The sequence below is a fragment of the Lysobacter sp. FW306-1B-D06B genome, assembly GCF_038446665.1.
Lineage (GTDB): Bacteria > Pseudomonadota > Gammaproteobacteria > Xanthomonadales > Xanthomonadaceae > Lysobacter_J.
In genome coordinates this window covers 1350425-1372074 of record NZ_CP151802.1, presented here as the reverse complement: position 1 = coordinate 1372074, position 21650 = coordinate 1350425, and the positions used below count along the sequence as shown (strand labels likewise).

General features: G+C 67.6%; 14 protein-coding genes. 4 read left to right on the top strand and 10 right to left on the bottom strand.

Translation table 11 applies throughout. From position 1 onward, the window contains the following. Positions 1-31 precede the first annotated feature (31 nt). The 5 genes from AAFF32_RS06250 to AAFF32_RS06230 form a co-directional block, all read right to left on the bottom strand. Entirely contained in the window at positions 32-2653 is a 2622-nt protein-coding gene (locus AAFF32_RS06250; protein WP_342316830.1) for a glycoside hydrolase family 3 C-terminal domain-containing protein, read from the bottom strand. Between the two features lie 210 nt (positions 2654-2863). Then, positions 2864-4486 carry a glycoside hydrolase family 43 protein gene (locus AAFF32_RS06245; protein WP_342317238.1) on the bottom strand — a complete coding sequence of 541 codons (1623 nt, stop codon included), beginning with the start codon at positions 4484-4486 and terminating at the stop codon, positions 2864-2866. Positions 4487-4685: 199 nt separating this feature from the next. Further along, positions 4686-5939, bottom strand: a complete 1254-nt coding sequence (gene manD, locus AAFF32_RS06240) for a D-mannonate dehydratase ManD (RefSeq protein ID WP_216961034.1) — start codon at positions 5937-5939, stop codon at positions 4686-4688. Continuing rightward, entirely contained in the window at positions 5936-7885 is a 1950-nt protein-coding gene (locus tag AAFF32_RS06235; RefSeq protein ID WP_342317237.1) for a sialate O-acetylesterase, read from the bottom strand. Before AAFF32_RS06235 ends, manD begins: the two co-directional genes overlap by 4 nt. A gap of 60 nt (positions 7886-7945) precedes the next feature. Next, positions 7946-10099: an alpha-glucuronidase family glycosyl hydrolase gene (locus AAFF32_RS06230; protein ID WP_342317236.1), complete on the bottom strand. Its 2154-nt coding sequence runs from the start codon at positions 10097-10099 to the stop codon at positions 7946-7948. A gap of 308 nt (positions 10100-10407) precedes the next feature. Here AAFF32_RS06230 and AAFF32_RS06225 point away from each other — a divergent pair, with 308 nt between their 5' ends. Beyond that, positions 10408-11484: a LacI family DNA-binding transcriptional regulator gene (locus AAFF32_RS06225; RefSeq protein ID WP_254200210.1), complete on the top strand. Its 1077-nt coding sequence runs from the start codon at positions 10408-10410 to the stop codon at positions 11482-11484. Positions 11485-11542: 58 nt separating this feature from the next. On the opposite strand, the gene AAFF32_RS06220 is transcribed toward AAFF32_RS06225, so the two are convergent. The 5 genes from AAFF32_RS06220 to AAFF32_RS06200 all read right to left on the bottom strand — a co-directional run bounded on the left by AAFF32_RS06220 (position 11543) and on the right by AAFF32_RS06200 (position 17541). Further along, positions 11543-13036, bottom strand: coding sequence for a sugar porter family MFS transporter (locus AAFF32_RS06220; protein WP_342316829.1), 1494 nt, complete (start codon positions 13034-13036; stop codon positions 11543-11545). A 59-nt stretch (positions 13037-13095) separates the two neighbouring features. Continuing rightward, on the bottom strand, positions 13096-14427 hold the full coding sequence (gene xylA / locus AAFF32_RS06215; RefSeq protein WP_216961045.1) for a xylose isomerase: 1332 nt from the start codon (positions 14425-14427) through the stop codon (positions 13096-13098). Positions 14428-14490: 63 nt separating this feature from the next. Then, a complete protein-coding gene (gene xylB, locus AAFF32_RS06210) occupies positions 14491-16026 on the bottom strand; it encodes a xylulokinase (protein ID WP_216961048.1) in 1536 nt (511 codons plus the stop codon). A gap of 302 nt (positions 16027-16328) precedes the next feature. Continuing rightward, positions 16329-16499 (bottom strand): hypothetical protein, encoded by a 171-nt coding sequence (locus AAFF32_RS06205; RefSeq protein WP_216961050.1) that lies wholly within the window; start codon positions 16497-16499, stop codon positions 16329-16331. A 31-nt stretch (positions 16500-16530) separates the two neighbouring features. Beyond that, positions 16531-17541 carry a peptidoglycan DD-metalloendopeptidase family protein gene (locus tag AAFF32_RS06200; protein WP_342316827.1) on the bottom strand — a complete coding sequence of 337 codons (1011 nt, stop codon included), beginning with the start codon at positions 17539-17541 and terminating at the stop codon, positions 16531-16533. 273 nt (positions 17542-17814) lie between these two features. On the opposite strand from AAFF32_RS06200, the gene AAFF32_RS06195 reads away from it, so the two are divergent. The 3 genes from AAFF32_RS06195 to AAFF32_RS06185 all read left to right on the top strand — a co-directional run bounded on the left by AAFF32_RS06195 (position 17815) and on the right by AAFF32_RS06185 (position 21634). Next, a complete protein-coding gene (locus tag AAFF32_RS06195; RefSeq protein WP_342316826.1) occupies positions 17815-18360 on the top strand; it encodes a cupin domain-containing protein in 546 nt (181 codons plus the stop codon). Positions 18361-18573: 213 nt separating this feature from the next. After that, on the top strand, positions 18574-20259 hold the full coding sequence (locus tag AAFF32_RS06190; protein WP_342316825.1) for a hypothetical protein: 1686 nt from the start codon (positions 18574-18576) through the stop codon (positions 20257-20259). Between the two features lies 1 nt (position 20260). After that, positions 20261-21634: a hypothetical protein gene (locus AAFF32_RS06185; protein WP_342316824.1), complete on the top strand. Its 1374-nt coding sequence runs from the start codon at positions 20261-20263 to the stop codon at positions 21632-21634. Positions 21635-21650: the final 16 nt, after the last annotated feature.

The following is a 21650-nucleotide window of genomic DNA, read 5'->3' as shown; positions in this document are numbered from 1 at the left end:
ACGGGGCCCGAGAGCCCCGCCCGCGCAGGTCTTACTTCGTTACCGTCAACGTCTTCCTCGCACGGATATCCGCGCTGGAAGCGCCCACCTGCACCTCATACGCCCCCGGATCGACGGCGTACGCCTTGCGCGCTTCGTCCCAGGTGCGCAGGTCATGGGCCGGCGTGATCGTGAAGCTCACCTCGCGCGATTCGCCCGGTTGCAGATGCACGCGCTGGAAGCCGCGCAGCTCCTTGCCCGCGCGCTCGCGCTGCGGCTTGAGCGGATGCAGGTACAGCTGCACCACCTCGTCGCCCGCGCGCGTGCCGGTGTTCTTCACGTTGAATGACACCTTCACCGGCTGCGTCGCATCCGCGCGTGCGCGATCCAGGCGCAGGCCGTCGTAGGCGAACGTCGTGTACGACAGGCCATGCCCGAACGGATACAGCGGCTCGCCCTCGAAATAGCGGTACGTGCGGCCGCGCATCGCGTAGTCGTCGAACGCGGGCAGCTTCTCGTCGCCCTTGTAGAACGTCACCGGCAGGCGCCCGGCGGGGTTGGCATCGCCGAACAGCACATCGGCCACGGCGTTGCCGCCGCGCTGTCCCGGATACCAGGCCACCACAATCGCCGGCAGGTTCTGCTTGGCCCAGTCCACCGCGATCGCCGAACCCGTGGTCAGCACCAGCACCACCGGCTTGCCCGTGGCGTGCAGCGCTTCAAGCAGCTTGCGCTGCGTTTCGGGCAGGCGGATGTCGGTGCGGTCGCCGCCGGCGAAGCCGGGGTAGTTCACCGTCATCTCTTCGCCTTCGACGTCGCCGGTGAGGCCGCCGACGAAGATCACCACGTCGGAATCGCGCGCGGCCTGCACGGCTTCCTCGAACGGCGGCTTCGCGCCGGGCATGCGCCACGCCAGGCGCACGCCGGCGTCGCGTTCGCGCTCGTAATACTCCAGGCGGATGTCGTAGGCGCGACCGCCCTGCAGTTCGACCGTCGCGTGTTCGGCGTGCAGGCGGTCGGTGTTCTCCCAGTGGTCGATGATCCGCTTGCCGTCCAGGTACAGGCGGAAGCCGTCGTTGCCGGACGCTTCGATCGTGTAGCTGCCGCTCACCGGCGGCAGCAGCTGGCCGCTCCAGCGGATGCTGAAGTCGTCCGCCGGCACGTCCTGCCCGCCCTGCGCTTCGCCGCGCGCCATCAGGTTGTCGGTGGGCGAACCGCGGTCCCAGCGGTAACCGATCTGCGAATCCACGCGCACCAGCACCGGCTTGCCGGTGAGATCGCGGTTGCGGAAGTACTCGCCGCGCAGGCCGCGTTCGGTCGAACCCGCCGACGGGCGCAGGTGCTGCGGTTCGATCAGCGGCGTCGCGGCGGGATCGTCGCGGCCTTCCACCAGGTCGACGCCGCGCGCGTGCACCACCTGCGCATTCGGCGCCGCCTCGCGGATGCCTTGCAGGATCGTCACCGGCGCGGCCGGCGTGCCGTAGTAATTGCCCAGCAGCGCCATCGTGTCGTCGGCGGTGGGGCCGACGACGGCGATGCGCCTGATGTCGCGCGACAGCGGAAGGATGCCGTCGTTCTTCAGCAGGACGATCGACTCCTGCGCGACCTTGCGCGAGAGCGCATCGTGCGCCGGCGACTGGTTCACCGAGTACGGAATGCCCGCCCAGCGCACCTGCGACGGCGGATCGAACATGCCCAGGCGCATGCGCGCGGTGAACAGCTGCGTGAGCGCGGCATCGATCTCCGCTTCCGGGATCAGGCCCTTGCGCACCGCGACCGGCAGCGAGGGCATGTACGTGTCGCCGCAATCCAGCTGCGTGCCGTTATTCACCGCGAGTGCGGCGGCTTCCTCCGGCGTGGCGACGATCTTGTGGTGCTTCCAGATGTCCACGATCGCCCAGCAGTCGGACACGACGTAGCCCTTGAAGCCCCATTCCTCGCGCAGCACGTCGCGCAGCAGGAACTTGCTGGCACTGGCCGATTCGCCGTACACGCGGTTGTAGGCGCCCATCACCGCATCGACATCGCCCTCCTTCACCAGTGCTTCGAACGCGGGCAGGTAGGTCTCGCGCAGGTCGCGCTGCGTGGGCTTGGCGTCGAAGGTGTGGCGGTCGGCCTCCGGGCCGCTGTGCACGGCGAAGTGCTTGGCGGTGGCGTCGAGCTTGCGGTACTTCGGATCATCGCCCTGCAACCCCTTCACGAAGGCCACGCCCATGCGCGACGTCAGGTACGGGTCTTCGCCGTAGGTTTCCTGCCCGCGGCCCCAGCGCGGGTCGCGGAAGATGTTGATGTTCGGCGACCAGAACGTGAGGCCTTGGTAGCGGCCGCGCTGATCGTGGCGGGCGAACTCGTGGTGCTTGGCGCGCGCTTCGTCGCTGATGACATCGGCGGTCTTCGCCATCAGCGGCACGTCGAACGTCGCCGCCATGCCGATGGCCTGCGGGAATACCGTGGCACCGCCCGCGCGTGCGACGCCGTGCAGCGCTTCGTTCCACCAGTCGTAGGCGGGCACGCCCAGGCGCTCGATGGCCGGTGCGGCGTTCTGCATCTGCGCAGCCTTCTCTTCCAGCGTCATCTGCGAGACGAGGCTGGCGGCGCGTTGCTCGAAACTTTGGCTGGTGTCGAGCCAGGGGCGCTTGGCGGGGTCGGCCGCGTGCGCGCAGAAGGTCTGCACGCACAGCACCAGCAGTGCCGTCGTGAGCAGCCCGCGCTTGCGCGATATTGCGCGCGCCCTGCCCTCACCGTCATCCCCGCGAAAGCGGGGATCCAGCGTCGTGGAAGCACCGTGCGAGCCGGAAGGCGCTGGGTTCCCGCTTTCGCGGGAACGACGGAGTCGGGCTGCCGATCCAAACGTAACGTTCGCGAACTCCATTGCGATCACTCCTCACTGTTCCTGCGTGATACGTGCATACGGCCCCACCGTCGCTCCGATGAAGCCACCCGCGACATCGGTGCTCAGCACCGTGCCGTCCACGTCCTGCTTCGACCACTGCCAACCGCTGCCGATGTCGTAGGCGAAGGCGTACTGGCCGCCGTCGCCCTGGACCTTCAGCGTGATGTTCTTCGCCTTCGCCGGCAGCGTCGTCGTCGCCAGCGTCGTCGTCGCCTCGCCCTGTCGCTTGCGCAGCGTCAGTTGCACGCCGTCACGCGTGCGCTGGACCGTGTACGCGAACCAGTGCTTCTCGTTCTGGAAGGCGGCCATTCCGGCCTCGGTGCCGCCGGCCGCTGGAATCGCCAGCGCGGTGCTCGCCTCGAACGCGAGGTGCTGCTGTCGACGCGCGAGGAACGAAGGATTGCGCAACGTATCCAGGCCCTCGGCCAGCGGCTGGATCGACAGTTTCCCGGCGTGCGAGCGCAGATCCGCCCATGCCTGCTTCGGCACGCGTGCGAACAGCCATGCGGTGTCGAGCGTGGGTTTGTCGAACTCATCGCGCCAGGTGAAGTTGCCGCTCAGCGGCGCCTGCGTGGCGTCGCGCTGCATGAACGAGGGACCGTCGACGACCTGCGGAATGCGCGTGCCGTGCGCCAGAATCGTCGGCCAGCCGTCCTTCCACGTCACCGGCAGCAGGTAGGTTTCGCGGCCGGTGTTGTAGTGCGTGACGCCGTAATTGCGGCTGCCGAGGAACACGGCCCACCAGGTGCCATCGGTGGCTTCGACGATGTCGGCATGGCCTGCGTTGGTGATTGGATCCGGACGGTCGTCGGGAAGATCGCGCTGCGTGAGGATCGGGTTGTGTTCGTACGGCGTGTACGGCCCCCAGATCGAGCGGCTGCGCGCGACCACCTGCGAATGCTGCGGCCCGGTGCCGTCCTCGGCGCAGACGAGGTAGTACCAGCCGTCGCGTTTGTGCAGGTGCGGGCCTTCGATCCAGATCGGCTTTTCCGACAGGTCCATGCCGCCGTTGATGAGCACCTTGCGCGGGCCGATGGGTTGGAGCGTGTCGGGCGCCAGTTCCGTCATCCAGATCGCGCGGTGGCCTTCGTACAGCGGCTTGCCTTCGGGCGCGTCGTTGTTGATCAGGTAGATCTTGCCGTCATCGAAGAACAGCGCCGGGTCGATGCCGTCGATGCTCTTCAGCCAGATCGGGTCCGACCACGGGCCAGCGGGGTTCTTCGCGGTGGCGATGAAGTTGCCGCCCGCGTCCACCGACGTGTTCAACACGTAGAACGTGCCGTCGTGGTACTCGATGGTCGGTGCGAACACGCCGCGCGACATGCCCAGACCATCGAAGTCGAGCTGCGACGGCCGGTCGATGACGTTGCCGACCTGCGTCCAGTGCACCAGATCCCGGCTTTCGAACACCGGAATGCCGGGGTAGTAGGTGAACGTCGAGTTGACCAGGTAGTAGCGATCGCCCGCGCGCGTGATGCTGGGATCGGGATAGAAGCCGGTGAGGATCGGGTTGCGGTACTGACCCGGTTTCAGCGGTTGCTCGAGCGTCGCGTCGTGGCCCTTGTACTCGAACCAGTCGAAGAGGACGGGTTCGGCGGCGTGGGCCGATGTCATGCCCACGGCGCCGAGCAGCAGCGCCGCGATCCATGCCGACGCGCGCGCCGCCTTCCTGCTGTCGTTCCCGCGAAGGCGGGAACCCAACTGTCCGCTCCGATTCCGGCTGACGGAATGCGTGATGCCGTCAGCGTTGGATCCCCGCCTGCGCGGGGATGACAGCTGCTGGAGAAGACCGCGTCCTGGTCGCATCATCGCATCACCAATCCCACATCGCGCCGTCTTCCAGCCGCGCGATCGGCAGCTGCTTGGGCGCGTATGGATACTTCGCGGCGAGCTTCTCGTCGATGTCCACGCCATGACCCGGCGTATCGCCGACATGCAGGCGGCCATCGCGGAACGTGTAATCGTGCGGAAAGACATCGTTGGTCTCCTGCGAGTGGAACATCCATTCCTGGATGCCGAAGTTCGGTACCCACGTATCGAAGTGCAGCGCCGCGCCCATGCACACCGGCGACAGGTCGGTGGCGCCGTGGAAGCCGGTGCGCACCGCGTGCAGCGCGGCGAAGTCGGCGATGCGGCGCACGTGCGTGATGCCGCCGCCGTGCACGATGGTCGTGCGGATGTAGTCGATGAGCTGGTTCTCGATCAGGTGCTTGCAGTCCCAGATCGAATTGAACACCTCGCCCACCGCCAGCGGCGTGACCGAGTGCTTGCGGATCAGTTCGAAGCCCTTCTGGTTTTCGGCCGGCGTGGCGTCTTCCAGCCAGAACAGGCGGAAGGGTTCCAGATCGCGTGCAAGGCGTGCGGCTTCGATCGGCGTGAGGCGGTGGTGCACGTCGTGCAGCAGCTCGACGTCGTCACCGTGGTCGGCGCGCAGGCGTTCGAACAGCTTCGGCGCGACGTTGAGGTACTTTGGCGTGTTCCACACGGTTTCGGCCGGCAGCTCGCTTTCGGCCGGCTCATACGGCTTGCCGCCGGTGGAGATGCCGTAGGCCTTCTTCACGCCCGGCACGCCGCACTGCGCGCGCACGGCGAGGAAGCCCTTCTCTATGTACTTGCCGACTTCGTCGCTGGCCTCTTCGATGTCGCGACCGTTGGCGTGACCGTACACCAGCGCGCCTTCGCGCGAGCGGCCGCCGAGCAGCTGGTACAGCGGCAGTCCCGACATCTTGCCCAGGATGTCCCACAGCGCGACGTCGACGGCCGCGATCGCGGTCATCGTCACCGGGCCGCGGCGCCAGTACGCGCCGCGATGGAAGAACTGCCAGATGTCCTCGATGCGGCCCGCATCGCGGCCGATCAGGTTCGGCACGAGGTGGTCCTGCAAATACGAGGCGACGGCGAGTTCGCGGCCGTTGAGCGTGGCATCGCCCAGGCCGGTGATGCCAGAACGCGTGGTGATCTTCAGCGTGACGAAGTTGCGGCCCGGGCAGGTGACGATGACCTTTGCGTCGACGATCTCGCGATCGCGTGCGGAGCCGTGGCGGTTTTCGGTGGTGGCGGTATTCATCGTGCGTGATCGTCGGTGGAGGCGGTGGGGATGGCGATTTCGAAAGGTCCGGCCGGCAGGTTGGCGCCGTCGAACAGCGTGCATACGGGGTTGTCGCCCCAGCAGTAGCGCACGCGCGTGGCCTGGTGCGCGTCGGGCGTGCGCAGCGTGACGGCGGTGCCGCGCACGCTGGCGCTGGCGAAACGGCAGGTGTCGGGCTGCGCGCCGCACAGCTCGAAACCCAGCGCGCCGTCGCCGCCGAACGCGGTCAGCGCACCGTCCACGTCGGCGAAGGTGACGACGACGCCGTCGTCCACGCGACGTGCCGCCTGCGGAATCGGGCCTGACGGTGCCAGCTTCTCGCCGTACACCACGTGACGCGCCGCGCGCGCGAGGCGGCGGCCGAGTTCCTGCTTGTTCGACGGATGGATGTCGTAGCGATCGCCGATGTCGATGGCGACGACGAGGCCGCTATGCGCATCGGCGTCGGCGACGTGTCGCTGCGATTCGCGCAGCTGCGCCCAGCCGCTCTCGGCCGGCGCACTCTTGGGCATGCCGTAACCGGCGAGCTGCACGATCAGGAACGGGGTCTGCGCGCCGAAGCGCGAACGCCAGTCCTCGCGCAGCACGCCCAGCAGGTCGCGATAACGCTGCGCCTCGAAGGTGTTGGACTCGCCCTGGTACCAGAGCATGCCGCGCAGGTTGTAGGGGCCCAGCGGCGCGATCATGCCGTTGTAGAGCGTGGACAGGCCGGCGGCGGTCTGCCATGGCGCGCGCGGCGGCGTGTCGCTGCCGTCGACCTTGCGGTACTTCCACGCGTTGGCGAGCGGTGCGGTGGTGCCGTCCTTGAAGCGCACCAGGTTCGCCGACGCCGGGCCGGACAGCCCGCCGTCGCGGTAGGTGTCGAGCACGTTGACGACGACGGTGTTCTCGCCTTCTTTAAGCAGGCCCGGCGGCAGCGCATACTCGCGGCCGCTGCCGGCGCCGTAAGTGCTGCCGACGGCAACGCCGTTCACCCACGTCATGTCCACTTCATCGGCAGGCGCGAGTGCGAGCACCGCCTCCTGCTTCGCCTGCGCCGCGGTGAGCTTGACCGTGGTGCGGTACCAGACCATGCCGTCGAATGCGGCCAGCTCCGGCACGCCCCACTTCTCCCACGCGCCCAGCTCGCGCGGCGCGGTGCGCCAGTCCTTGCCCGGTGCGTAGGTCGCGCTCCACGGCTCGTCGCCGGGCTTCGCTCCGACGCGCGCGTTCCACCAGCGCGTCCACACGTCGCCCCAGCGACCGATCGCGCCGCCCTCATCGGTGGCGTACTGCGCGAGCACGTCGAGCTCGTCGTTGTAGTAGCCGGTCTTGCGCAGCGCATCCCCGCTGGTCCACGCCTGGATGCGCGATCCGCCCCAGGCCGCGTTGATCAGGCCCATCGGCACATCGACGGTCTTCTGCAACTCGCGCGCGAAGTAGTAACAAGCGGCGGAGAAGTCGCGGATCGTGTCGGAGTTGGTGGCGGTCCACTTCACCGGCGTGGCGAAGGTGTCCTGCGGGGTGACCGCGCCGTTCTGCGGCACGGTGAGCAGGCGGATGCGATCGCTGGATGCGCCGGCGATTTCCGCGCGTGCATCCAGCGTGCGCCACACCTGCAACTCCATGTTCGACTGGCCCGAGCACAGCCAGACATCACCGACGAGCACATCGGCGACGGTCTGCGTCGCGCCGCCCGCACTGGCCGTGAGGGTGTAGGGGCCGCCGGCTTTCATCGCCGGCAACGCGGCGCTCCATCGGCCATCGGCATCGGCGCGGCCGACGGCGCGATTGCCCGCGAAGACGACGCGCACCTGCTCGCCCGGTGCGGCGCGGCCGAAGACGCGGATCGGCTGGCCGCGCTGCAACACGGCGTGATCCTGGAACATCGTGTGCAGCAGCGGCGCGCTGTCGGCTGCGCTGGCGACGAATGCAGCGGCGGTCATCGCCACGCCGCACAGCGCGCGCGTCAGGCGTCCTTTGAGCTTGGTGTGCATCTGCATGGTTCAGCCATTCCCCGGGGCGAACGGAAATTCGAGCGACTCGTAGTACTCCAGCGAATGCGCGGGCGGCGCGTAGCCGGCCGGCAGCGGGCGCTGCGAGAAGGCCTGGAAGTAAGCGATGCTGGCGTCGCGCCACCACTGCGCTTCCTTCTCCTGGATCGCCAGGAAGGTCGCGACCTGTGCGTGGCGCTCCGGATCGATGCGGCCGGACAGGCCGTCCCAGGTCTTGCGCATGCCGCGCACCTGCTCGACGCCGTGCGTGTAGCGCACGACCAGCTCGTCCCACAGCGGGCGGCCGGACTTGGTCGTGTAGTCCCACGGCAGGTGGTGGAACCACAGCAGGAATTCCTCCGGCGTCTTCGCCGCATCGTCGAACTGCGCGGCCACCGGCTTGGCGTATTGCGACACGGCATCGCTGCCGCGCGTGGTGCGGTCGAAGCCGATGCCGTCCTTGGATGCGCGGTGGTAGTACACGCTGGTCCAGTCGGCGCGCGGGCCGCCCTGCACCCACGGGCCCGGGCCGTAGTGGTGGCTGCGACCCATCAGGTGGTGCAGGCCCAGCGGCGTCATGTAGTCCACCACCGCTTCGCGCGAGCCCATCATCATCGCGACGATGGGCTGCACGACATCGGTGTCATTGGAGAACGTCATGCGCGTCCATTCCTCGGCGATGTCGCGCGAGGACGCCTGCGGATTCCATGCGAGCCGGCCGAACACGTACCAGTTGGCCTGGTCGAAGTGCGAGCCGCTCCAGTTGCGGTCGCTGCCGATGTTGGCCACGCCGGCCATGCCGGTGAGTTTGTAGCCGTGCAGCGAGCCGTCGACGACCTCCGCCACGGTGGAGCCTTCGCCGCGCACGCGCGTATCGGCGCGCAGCGTCTCCTCGAACATCGGCCCCAGGTAGGCCAGGTGCGTGGCGAAGCCCAGGTACTCCTTGGTGATCTGGAACTCCATCATCAGCGGCGTCTTCGGCATCGCGCCGAACAGCGGATGGAACGGCTCGCGCGGCTGGAAGTCGATGGCGCCGTTCTTCACCTGCACCATCACGTTGTCGCGGAACTTGCCGTCGAGCGGGACGAACTCGTTGAACGCCTGCTTGGCGCGATCATCCGGCGTTTCGTGCGAATACACGAAGGCGCGCCAGATCACCTTGCCGCCGTGCGGCTTCACCGCGTCGGCCATCATGTTGGCGCCGTCGGCGTGCGTGCGGCCGTAATCCTGCGGACCGGGCTGGCCTTCGGAATTGGCCTTCACCAGGAAGCCGCCGAAATCCGGGATGGCCTTGTAGATCTCGTCGGCCTTCGCCTTCCACCACGCGCGGACCTTCGGATCGAGCGGATCGGCGGTGTCGAGCCCGCCGATCTCCTTCGGCGCGCTGAAGCGCGCGCTCAGGAACACGCGGATGCCGTAGGGACGGAACACGTTCGCCAGCGCGGCCGCCTTCTCGATGTACATCGGCGTGAGCTGCTGCGCGCTCGCGTTGACGTTGTTGAGTACGGTGGCGTTGATGCCGATGGACGCGTTGGCGCGTGCGTAGTCGGTGTAGCGCGGGTCGACATAGTCGGGGAGCTTGTGCCAGTCCCAGATGGATTCACCCGCATAACCGCGTTCGACGTGGCGGTTGAGGTTGTCCCAGTGATTGAGCATGCGCAGCTGCGTGCGCGGGGCTTCGCGGATGTCGAGCGCGTCCAGCGGCTGGCGCGTCTGCAGCAGGCGCAGGAAGTGGAAGGCGCCGTGCATCGCGCCGGCATCGTCGTTGGCGGCGATGACGGTGGCCTTGCGGCCGTCGATCTCCACGCTGCGGATGCGATAGCCCTCGCGGCCCAGGTCCTTCGTGGCCAGGCGCGAGCGGGCGATGGCCTTCGACGAAGAAGGGGTGCCGACGATCAGCGCGCCATCGGCGTCGACCGCTTCGGCGGTGGCCGGTGCCGTGCCGAGCAGGCCGCCGAGACCGCGCAGGAGTTCATCGCGCGTGGCCTGCTGCGCGGGCGTGGCGGCCGGGGCGACGAGCTGCGCGATGCGGGCGCGATAGGCGGCGGCCTCGCCTTCGGGGATCGGGCGGTAGCGCAGCCACAGGTCGTAACCGTCCTCGGCCAGGGCGGGACGCGGGAGTAGCAGGGTCGCGAGGAGGAACAGCGCAAGGGCAATGATCCCCAGATAGCCGTAGCCCTTGCCGTCATTCCCGCGTAGGCGGGAGACCAACTGTCCGAACCCACTCCGGCCTCCGGAAAGCATGTTGCGGCTGGCGCGGGGATGACGGCCAGAGGTACGGGGATGACAGCAAAGGTCACGGGAATCGCCGCTCGGGAAGCCGTGTACGCTGTCGCCGGGCGCGAGGGATGCCCGTACCATGTGCAAAGCTCTCATGCGCAGTCCTGGTTGAACTTGGAAATGGGGGTCCGTCGCTGCGACGGGCTCCACCCGATGCGGCACCCGCGGCCGCCGGCCGACAGAAGGAACGAACGTTGGAGAAGCCGAAGAAGTCGCTGCGCCGCAAGGGCGATGCCGTCACCATCGACGAGGTCGCCGCGCTGGCGAGCGTTTCGCCGATGACGGTCTCGCGCGTGGTCAACGGTCAGGGCAAGGTGCGCGACAGCACGCGCGAACGCGTGATGCGCGCGGTCAAGGAACTGGGCTATACGCCCAACCTCGCCGCCAGTTCGCTCGCCGCCGCGCAGCACACGCGCATCGCGCTGATCTACACCAACCCCAGCTCGGCCTACCTGCGCGAGCTCCTGGTCGGCGCACTGCGCGGCGCGGCGCGCACCGCGGCGCAGCTGATGATCGACAGCTGGGACACTTACAACGCCGAAGCCCAGCGCAACGCCGCGCGCGAACTGGGCAAGAGCGTGGCGGGCGCGATCCTGCCGCCGCCGCTGTGCGAATCCAAGGCGGTGGTGTCGGAGCTGGTGGCGGCAGGCATTCCGGTGGTGGCGATCGCCTCTGGACGTTTCAGCCAGGAAATCTCCTGCGTGCGCATCGACGACTTCCGCGCCAGCCAGGAAATCACCGCGCACCTGATCTCGCTGGGCCACACGCGCATCGGTTACATCAAGGGCCATCCGAACCAGACCGCCAGCGCGCGGCGCTACGAAGGTTTCCAGGCCGCGCACGCGCAGGCCGGGCTCGAAGCCGACAACGCACTGGTGCAGCAGGGTTACTTCACCTACCGCTCGGGCCTGGAAGCCGCGGAAAAGCTGCTCTCGCACAAGAAGCCGCCCACGGCGATCTTCGCCAGCAACGACGACATGGCCGCCGCCGTGGTGTCCGTCGCGCACCGGCGAGGACTGGACGTGCCGCGCGATCTGTCGGTGGTGGGCTTCGACGATACGTCGGCCGCGACCACGGTGTGGCCGGAACTCACCACCATCCACCAGCCCATCGCGTCGATGGCCGACTCGGCCATCGACATCCTGCTGCGCAGCATCCGCCGCAAGGACAAGAGCACGCGCGTGGTGGTGGACCACGTCATCGCGCACCAGCTGGTGACGCGCGACTCGGTGGCTCCGCCCGCGCCGCCGAAGGGCACGCGCGAGACCTGATTGCGGGAAGAAAGGCCGCGCCCGAGTCTGGTTTGGCAAACCCGGGCGCGGCACGTCGTCAGCCTTCCATCTGCTCCAGTTCCTTGCCCTTGGTCTCGTAGACGTACTTCAGGACAAAGAACACCGACACGATCGCGGCGACGGTATAGATGCCGTACGCGCCGGCCAGGCCGATGCCGGCCAGCAGGATCGGGAAGGTCACGGTGATGGCGAAGTTGCTGGTCCACTGCGCGGCGCCGGCGACGGCCAGGCCCGAACCGCGGATCTGGTTGGGGAACATCTCGCCCAGCATGACCCACATCACCGGGCCCCACGAGGCGTTGAAGAAGATCACGTAGACGTTGGCGGCGATCAGCGCCAGCGTGCCCATGCCATCGGACAGGACCAGCTTGCCGGCAGCGTCGAGCGACGCGGTGGCGAAGGCGAAGGTCATCAGCGCCAGCGACACGGCCATGCCGATCGAGCCGATCCACAGCAGCGGCTTGCGACCGATCTTGTCGATCAGCAGCACCGTCACCAGGCAGGCGCCGATGCTCAGCGCACCGGACAGCACGTTGATCAGCAGCGCGTCGCTTTCGGAGAAGCCCACCGCCTGCCACAGCACCGCGCCGTAGTAGAAGACGACGTTGATGCCGACCAGTTGCTGGAACGTCGCCAGGCCGATGCCGATCCACACGATCGGGCGGATCTTGCCGGTGGCCTTGTTGACCAGGTCCGACAGCTGCGGACGGTGGTGGTCGGCCGACAGCGAGGCGTCGATCTCGGTCAGCTTGTTCTGCGCCTCGGTGGCGCCGTACAGGCGCGTGAGCACCGCCAGCGCATCGTCCTTGCGCTTCTTCACCACGAGGTAGCGCGGGCTTTCCGGGATGATCAGCAGCAGCACCAGGAACAGCGCCGAGGGAATGGACATCATCCAGAACATCCAGCGCCAGGCCTCATGGCCCATCCACAGCGGCTGCGTGGAGGCGCCGGCCGTCTTGGCCAGCAGGTAGTTGCTGAGGAAGGCGCTGAACAGGCCGCCGATGATGGCGATCTGCTGCACCGTCGCCAGCCGCCCGCGATAGCGCGCGGAGGCCACTTCGGCGATGTAGGCCGGCGACATCACGCTCGCCGCGCCGACGGCGAAGCCGCCGATGACGCGGGCGATGACGAACATCGTGGAGCTGCTCGCCGCGCCCGAGCCGAGCGCGGAAATCAGGAACAGCACGGCCGAGATGATCAGCACCGAGCGCCGGCCCCAGCGGTCGGCCAGGCGTCCGGCGAAGAACGCGCCGATCGCACAGCCCAGCAGCATGGAAGCGACCTCGAAGCCCAGGCCGGCCTTGGTCGACTGGAACGCCTGCTGCAGGCCGTCGACCGTGCCGTTGATGACGCCACTGTCGAAGCCGAACAGGAAGCCGCCGATGGTGGCGACGCAACTGACCAGGATGATGAAACGGGTGTTTTCCGCACTCTTCGCGGACGTGGCACTTTCGAGCATGGCGCTATTCATTCGCTTGCACTCGTCGTTGTGACCGGACCCCTCCGCCGCACATGGCGGCGCCCCTACCACGCGCCTTCCCGCTCCGGCGGCGGGAAGGCACCCGTCACATCATGCTGCTTTCTGCTACCTCAGCGCAGCAGGTAGTGGTTCAGCAGGTTCTCGTAGCGCTCCTGCTTGCCGCTGATCTGCTTGGGCTCGCCGTTCTTGACGGCCAGGGCGTGCAGGTCGGCCAGGCCGAGCTTGCCCTTGGCGAAGTCGCTGCCGGCGCCGTTGTCGAAGCTGGCGTAACGCTCCTTGCGCCACGTCTCCCACGGGGAGTCGTTGAGCAGGCCGTAGGCCACTTCCAGGCCGCGCGCGAACGCGTCCATGCCGCCGATGTGGGCGATGAACAGGTCTTCCATGTCGGTCGACTCGCGGCGCGCCTTGGCATCGAAGTTCAGGCCGCCCACCAGGCCGCCCTGGCGCAGCACGACCATCATCGCGCCGACGGTGTCGTACAGGTCGGTCGGGAACTGGTCGGTGTCCCAGCCGTTCTGCGCGTTGCCGCGGTTGGCGTCGATGGAGCCGAGCAGGCCGTGGTCGGAGGCGACCTGCAGGTCGTGCTCGAAGGTGTGGCCCGACAGCGTGGCGTGGTTGGCTTCGATGTTGAGCTTGAAGTCCTTTTCCAGGCCATGCTGGGCAAGGAAGCCGGCGACGGTGGCGCTGTCGAAGTCGTACTGGTGCTTCATCGGCTCCATCGGCTTGGGCTCGATGAAGAAGTAGCCCTTGAAGCCGATGCTGCGGCCGTAGTCGCGCGCCATCGTCAGGAAGCGGCCGAAGTGGTCCAGCTCGCGCTTCATGTCGGTGTTGACCAGCGAGGCGTAGCCTTCGCGGCCGCCCCAGAACACGTAGTGCTCGCCGCCCAGTTCGACGGTCGCGTCGATCGCGGCCTTCACCTGCACCGCGGCGCGCGCGACGACGTTGAAGTCCGGGTTGGTCGAGGCACCGTTCATGTAGCGCGGGTGCGAGAACAGGTTCGCCGTGCCCCACAGCAGCTTGACGCCGGTCGCCTTCTGGCGCTCCTTGGCCATCGCGACCATGTGCTTGAGGTTGGCTTCGTACTCGCCGATGTCCTCGGCGTCCGGCGCCAGGTCGACGTCATGGAAGCAGTAGTACGGCACGCCGAGCTTGGTGATGAACTCGAACGCCGCGTCGACCTTGTTCTCCGCCGTCTGCATCGGCGTCGCGCCTTCCCATGGGAACTTGCGCGTGCCCGGGCCGAACGGATCGTGGCCGGCGTTGGTAAAGGTGTGCCAGTAGCAGACGGCGAACTTCAGGTGTTCGGCCATCGTCTTGCCGCCGATCTTCTTGTTCGCGTCGTAGATCTTGAAGGCCAGCGGGTTGTCGGAATCGCGTCCCTCGAACGGGATGCGGCCAATGCCGGGGAAGTATTCCTTGGCGCCGATGAAGTGAGTGCTCATGTTCGTGGGAATCGCTTTGGTCGGTGGATGGGCGTGCTGCGTCGGTGACGTCAGCCGAACGTATCAACGTGTCGCGGTGGCGTGCGGTGCGTACAGCGAACGCGCGGAATCTAGGTGCTTGAGGAACTGGGCGTATTGCGCCGCATACGCGGCGACGGCCTCGGGGTTGGGACGCGCGGCGGTGGTTTCGTCCACGCGGACGTGATCGCGCGCGATGTCGGCGATCGCCGTGTCGCGACCCTGCGCGCGCTCGAACGCCCACAGCGCCTGCAACGCGCCGCCGAACGCCGCGCCTTCGGCCTGCTCCGGCACTTGCACGGGCAGATCGAACACGTCGGCGACCATCTGCCGCCACGTCGCGCTGTGGCTGCCGCCACCGGTGAGGCGGATCGAATCGAACGTCATGCCCGCTGCACGCAGCGAATCGAAGCCGTTGCGCAGCGCGTAGGTCGCGCCCTCCATCGCGGCGCGATAGACGTTGCCGGGCGTGAGGTTGCCCATGTCCATGCCGTGCAGACTGGCGCGCGCGTTGGGCATGTCCGGCGTGCGCTCACCGTTGAAGAACGGCAGCATCACCAGGCCGTCCGCACCGGGCACGGTGCCGGCGAGGACGGACTCGCCATCGCGGCTGCTGAAGCCGAACAGCTTGGCGACGTTCTCGGTGGCGACGGTGCAGTTCATGGTGCAGATCAGCGGCAGCCAGCCGCCGGTCGAGGAACAGAACGCGGCCCAGCCGGCGGCCTCGTCAACCACCGGCCGGTCCGCGCAGGCGAACAAGGTGCCCGAGGTGCCCAGGCTCATCGTCAGCACGCCCGGTGCGACGTTGCCGGTGCCGATGGCGGCCATCATGTTGTCGCCGCCGCCCGCGGACACGCGCACGTCGCCTCGCAGGCCCAGTTCGGTGGCGATGGACGGTGCGAGCGCGAAGCTGGCATCCGCTTCGACCAGCGGCGGCAGGAAATCGGCGAGGTTCGTGTCGGCGTCGGTGGCGGCGAGCATGTCGCGCGACCAGGTGCGCGTGCGCACGTCGAGCCAGCCGGTGCCGGAGGCGTCGCCGTATTCCATCCAGCGCTGGCCGGTGAGCCAGAAGTTCACGTAGTCGTGCGGCAGCAGGATCGTGGCGAGCTTCGCGTAGACCTGCGGCCGGTGCTTGCGCGTCCACGGCAGCTTGGAGGCGGTGTAGCCGGCGAGAATCGGATTGCCCGCCAGTTCGACGCAGTGCTGCGCTCCACCGGCGGCCGACATGATCTCGTCGCACTCGCCGCTGGTGCTGGTGTCGCACCACAGCTTGGCCGGCGCGAGCACGTTGCCGTCGGCATCCAGCGGCACGAAGCCATGCTGCTGCCCGGACACGCCAATCGCGACGACCGCCTCGCGCTGCGCCGGCTCGAGCCGGGCGAAGCAGGCGCGGATGGCGTCGATCCACCACTGCGCTTCCTGCTCGCGGCTGCCGTCGTTGCCGGCGATCAGTTCGAGGGGCTGGCCGTGCGTGGCGACGATGCGCCGGGTCTGCGGGTCATAGGCGACCAGCTTGACGCTCTGGGTGCCCACGTCGAGGCCGACAAACAGGGGTGCCGCCGGAGTTGCTGCTGCGCTCATGCGCGTCGGGCTCCAGAAAAGTTAGCGCTACCATTCTTGCGGCAGGAGAAATCCGCACTGGAAACATCGACCAGCAGTGACATGGGTGGAAATCGGGATCCCGTAGGTGCGTAGCACTCTACCAGCGATGCGAAAAAAGCCTTGCTGCAGTGCAGAATTCCTTTTCCGACAAGCACTTGCAGGTGGTGCGCCGCAGCGATTCAGGTTCGTCCGGCCAAGCAGACCCGCGCCGCTGTGATGGCGGGCACGATCCCCGCGGCGCGTCCCGGACCACTGCGCATACCGCTAGCGCTACCAACCGCTCATAGATTGCGGAAGACCGAGGCCAGCCAGAGCAGCACGAAGGCCAGCGCTACCAGCCAGAACGCCAGCGGCGCCAGGATCGGCACATAGCCCAGGCGTGCGGCGATGCCGGCGCCACCGGCCAGGGTGGAGATGAAGAACATCGAGATGCTGGGAGGTGTCAGGCCCATCGTGTGTCGCTCCTGAGGAATAGTCGGCGGCTCAGCGTTCGGGCAGGACGTCGCGCGGATCGACCAGGTCGCCGTCGTGGCGAAGTTCGAAATGCACCATGTCGCGCTTGGCGCCGACACGGCCCATCTCCGCGATCACCGCGCCGGCCGCCACGCGCTGCCCTTCCACGACCAACTGCCTGCGGCTGTGTGCGTAACTCGAAACCCAGCCGTCGTCGTGCTTGATCACGATCAGCTGTTCGTAACCGGGCGAACCTTCGCCGGCATAGAGCACCTGTCCGCCGGCCGCCGCGCGCACGGGAGTGCCCGCCGCGCCGGCGATGTCGAGCGCGCGCACGATGGCGTCGTGGCTGGCCGGCATGTTCAACAGCGTGCCGTTGGCAGGCCATTGCCACTTCAATTCGTCGGACGCGGGAGTTGGCTGCGTCACGGTGGCCGGCTTGGCGGCCTTTGCTGCCTCGGCTTTTGCGGCCGCAGCCTTGGCTTGTGCTGCTTTCGTCGCGGCTGCTTTGACTTCGGCGGCCTTCGCGTCTGCGGCTTCCTTCGCAGCGGCCTTCGCGTCAGCGGCCTTCTTCGCTGCGACCTTGGCTTCTGCGGCCTTCGCTGCGGCGGCTTTTGCTTCTGCCGCCTTGACGGCCGCCGCCTTGGATTCGGCCGCCTTGGTTGCCGCCGTGTCGTTCGCCGCCGAATGCCGCGACACACTCGTATCGGGAAGCGGTTCGGTCCGCACGCTTGGCTGTGTCGCTTGCGTTGACGGCAACTGCACGGGCGCAGGCACCGCGGGCGTCGCGCCCGTCGTCGGCAGATGCAGGCGTTGCCCCGGGTGGATGAGGAACGGTTCCTGGATGGCGTTGGCTTCCGCCAGATCACGCACGTTGACGCCATGGCGCCGCGCGATGCCGTACAGCGAATCGCCCATCTGCACCACGACACCGTCGCCCTCCGCGGCCGCAGCGGCTGCAGTCGGCGCAGCGGGATACACCTTCACCAGCGTGCACGCGCACAGGCACAGACAACTAATGGCGATGAGGAAATGGCGCACGGCGGCCTGCCTTCGTATGTCCGTGCGAATCGCGACCGCGTCGCGCCGTGGACGGGCCGCGAGGATAGGAAGACCCCATGCGCGATGGTATGTGCATCTTTCTTGTTGCCTGCGCGCGCAATGCACTCACCGCCCGGTAACGCGGGACTGCCGACGATCGCTGTGGCCCCGACCCGACGCGCGCGTACACAACCTTACAAATCCGCCCTCGCCCGACACACCGGCGATACGCCTGGCCGTTGCAATGGACCACCCCAACCCCTGGAGGTCCCCATGACCACCTCACGACTCCTCACCGCCGCGCTGCTTGCCTCGCTCGGCGCGCTCGCCCTGCCCTTCGCGTCGCATGCGCAGGGCGCCGGCATCACTCGCACCGATCTGCAGCGCCACGACCTGTCCGTACCGGGTCGCGAAGCGGTCCAGGTACTGGTGGGCTTCGCGCCCGGCGTCGTCGCAGCCAACCATCACCATCCCGGCGAGGAGATCGTGTACGTCGTCGAGGGTGAACTCGAATACCGCCTGGAAGGCAGGCCGCCCGCGGTCGTGAAGGCCGGCGAAGTCCTGTTCATTCCCTACGGCGTGAACCACGAAGTTCGCAACGTCGGCAAGGGCAAGGGCGCGGAGCTGGCGACCTACATCGTCGAGAAGGGAAAGCCGCTGGTCGTGCCGGCCGCATCGCCGAAGGCCGCTGTCGGCGCGAACCCCGCAGCGGGCCCCGTGGAGGGCAAGACGCGCCATGTCGAACTGACGTTCGCCGACGACGCGCCGCTCAAGCCCGGCATGTTCGATTCGCCGACGGCGTGGGAAGACGAGCCGTGAGCGAGCCGATCGTGTAGCCCGCCTGCGCCCGTGCAAGCGGCGCTTGCGGGCCACGGGACCTGCCCAATGCGCAGTGCCGTGGCCGGCCTGTGGTGACAAAGCCCGTTCTCAGGGACGAGCCGGCCGGAACCGCGGCGAGGCCAACATGGACGGACCCCGAACATGGCCACCCCAGACAAGCGAAAGCACGACTCCCTCCGCCATGACGTGCCGATGCGCCCATGGACGGTACTGGCGCAGGACCCGGGCCTGATCAACCGGGAAGGCGGCCTGGTGACCACCCAGGTCATGGTGCCCGCCGAACGACTTGAACGCGGGCCCAAGGGCCACCGCGTGCACGTCATCGACTACGACGCCTCTGCCGATCTGTTCTACCGCTCGCGCGACATCGAGGTCGACACCGACCACTACGAGAACGTGCACGATGCCAATGCATTGCTCGGCGACTGCTACTTCCACCAGCAGAACGTGTACGCCATCGCGATGGCGACGCTGCACCGGTTCGAATGCGCGCTCGGGCGGCCGGTCCAATGGGGTTTCCGCGACGGCCAGCAACTCAAGATCGCACCGCATGCCTACGCCGACGCCAACGCCAACTACTCGCGCGAGTCCGAAGGCCTGAGCTTCGGCTACTTTCCCGACCACAACGGCACGCTCGTGTACACCTGCCTCTCGCACGACATCATCGTGCACGAGACCACGCATGCGCTGCTCGACGGCCTGCGTCCCTTCTACATGAAGCCGTCCTCCACCGACCAGGCCGGCTTCCACGAAGGCTTCGCCGACATCGTCGCGCTGCTGTCGGTGTTCGGTGCGAAGGAAGTGGTCGAAGAGGCGTTGCGCCCGTTGATCGAAGACGACGGGCGCATCCGCATGGAGAACCTCGCGCCGGACAAGATGGCCGACAACACCTTGATGACGCTGGCCAATCAGATGGGACAGGCGCTGCGTGGCGTCCCCACCGCGGCGCTGCGCGCGTCGCTGAAGATCCAGCCCGACGAGTCGCTCTACGCCAGCGAACGCTACGCCGAAGAGCACGACCGCGGCGAACTGCTCGTGGCCGTCATCATGCGCGCCTTCATGGCGACCTGGTACGCGCGCCTGCTGTACTTCAACAACGAGGACAAGCTGGCCTACATCCGCCCCAAGCTCGTCATCGAGGAAGGCTGCACGGCGGCCGAGCAACTGCTGCGCGTGGTGATCCGGGCGATCGACTACCTTCCGCCCGTCGACATGACCTTCCCCGACTACGTGAGCGCACTGCTCACCGCGGACATCCAGCTCAATCCCGACGACAGCAAGTACGGCTACCGCGAGATCCTGCTGAAGCTGTTCCGTGGATACGGCATCGAACCGGCCAGCCGTTCGCGCTCGGACGGTGCCTGGGAGCCGCCGCCGAACGCGAGCTCGCTGAACATGTCCGGCCTGCACCTGGAGCGATTGCAGCGCGAACCCACCGAAGCATTCCGCTTCGTGTGGGAGAACCGGGACGCGCTCGGGATCGACCGCGACGCATTCACGCGCGTCACCTCCGTGCAGCCGGTCGTGCGCGTGGGCAACGACTGGGCGATCCTGCGCGAAACCGTGGCCACCTACGTGCAGACGCTGCGCGTGCGCGCCGCCGAACTCAGCCGCCTCGACATCGATCGTCCGCCCGGCCTGGACGACGACAACTACGAGATCGTCCTGCACGGAGGCGGCACGTTGATCTTCGATGAGTTCGGCCGCCTCAAGTTTCACATCGGCACCGGCGTGCGCAGTTCAAAGCAATCCGCGCGCGTGCGCAGCCTCTGGGAGCGCGGCGAGCTCGACGGCCGGGCGAACGTCGGCGTGCGCATCGCGCGCATGCACCGCGACCGCGTGCTGCGCCGCCCGATCTCGCCCATGGGAGTGTGGTGACATGGCCAAGACCAAGACACAGACCAAGCCCCGTTCGCTGACCCTGCGCAGCTACGACGTCGGCTTCGGCGACTGCTTCCTGCTGAGCTTCCACTACGCCAGCTTCGATCGCCACGTGCTGATCGACTTCGGCTCCACGCGGCTGCCCACCGGCAAGGCGGTGAAGGGCAACTACATGGAGTACATCGCGCGCTGCATCCATCGAGACTGCGGCGGGAAGCTGACGGCCGTGGTCGCCACGCACCGGCACAAGGACCACATCAGCGGATTCGCGATGAAGGACGGCAAGGGCTCGGGCGCGATCATCGCAGCCCTTCAACCCGATGTCGTACTGCAACCCTGGACCGAGGACCCCAACGCGCCCCGCAATGCGAAAGTGCCCAGCAAAACCCTGCCGGGCAAGAAGGTGCCCGTCGCCACGCTGATGGCCATGCACCTGGACGCCCTGGAAGACATGAACCGCTACGCCGGGTTCGTCCTGGACGCCAGCAAGAAACTCACCGCTCCCGGCCTGAAGTCGCTGCGCGATCAGCTGGAGTTCCTCGGCGACGACAACGAGCTGGCCAATCGCAGCGCGATCACCAACCTGATGACGATGGGCAGCTCGCCCGCGCGCTACCTGTATTTCGGTGCGAAATCCGGGTTGGAAACGCTGCTGCCGGGCGTGACCACCCACGTGCTCGGACCGCCGACGCTGAAGCAGACGGACACCATCACCAAGCAGCGCTCCACCGACGAGGACGAGTTCTGGCTCGCGCGCGCGGACTTCTGGAAGAAGCGGGCGGCCGTCGCGGCCAGGCCCGGCGTTGCCTTCGAGCCCCTGTTCCGCAACCAGCAGGAGCACCGCATTCCGCTCGACGCACGCTGGTACCGGAACCGTGCGCAGCATGAACAGGCCGAGACGATGCTCTCCATCGTGCGATCGCTCGACGCGCAGATGAACAACACCAGCCTGATCCTGCTGTTCGAAGTGGGCGGCAAGTTGCTGCTCTTCCCGGGCGACGCGCAGTACGAGAACTGGATGTACGCGCTGGACCAGGAGGGCGTGGCCGAGAAGTTGCGGCAGGTGGATTTCTACAAGGTCGGCCACCACGGCAGCCGCAATGCCACGCCCAAGCGCCTGTGGGACGGCTTCGAGAAGCGCTACCCGCCGCCGCCGGGCGACGATGACGGCGAGCACGCTCCCCACGCGCACGGCGAAGGGTTCGTCACCCTGCTGTCCACCAAGGACCACGTGCACGGCCGCGCGAGCGCCGACACCGAAGTGCCCCGGCAGACGCTGGTGGACGCGCTGGAAACGCAGTCGACGCTGGTGGACACCCGCACCACGAAGGACAACGAGATAGGCCAGTGCTGCACCCTCGACCTCTCCTGATGCACCGTGGAGCCCG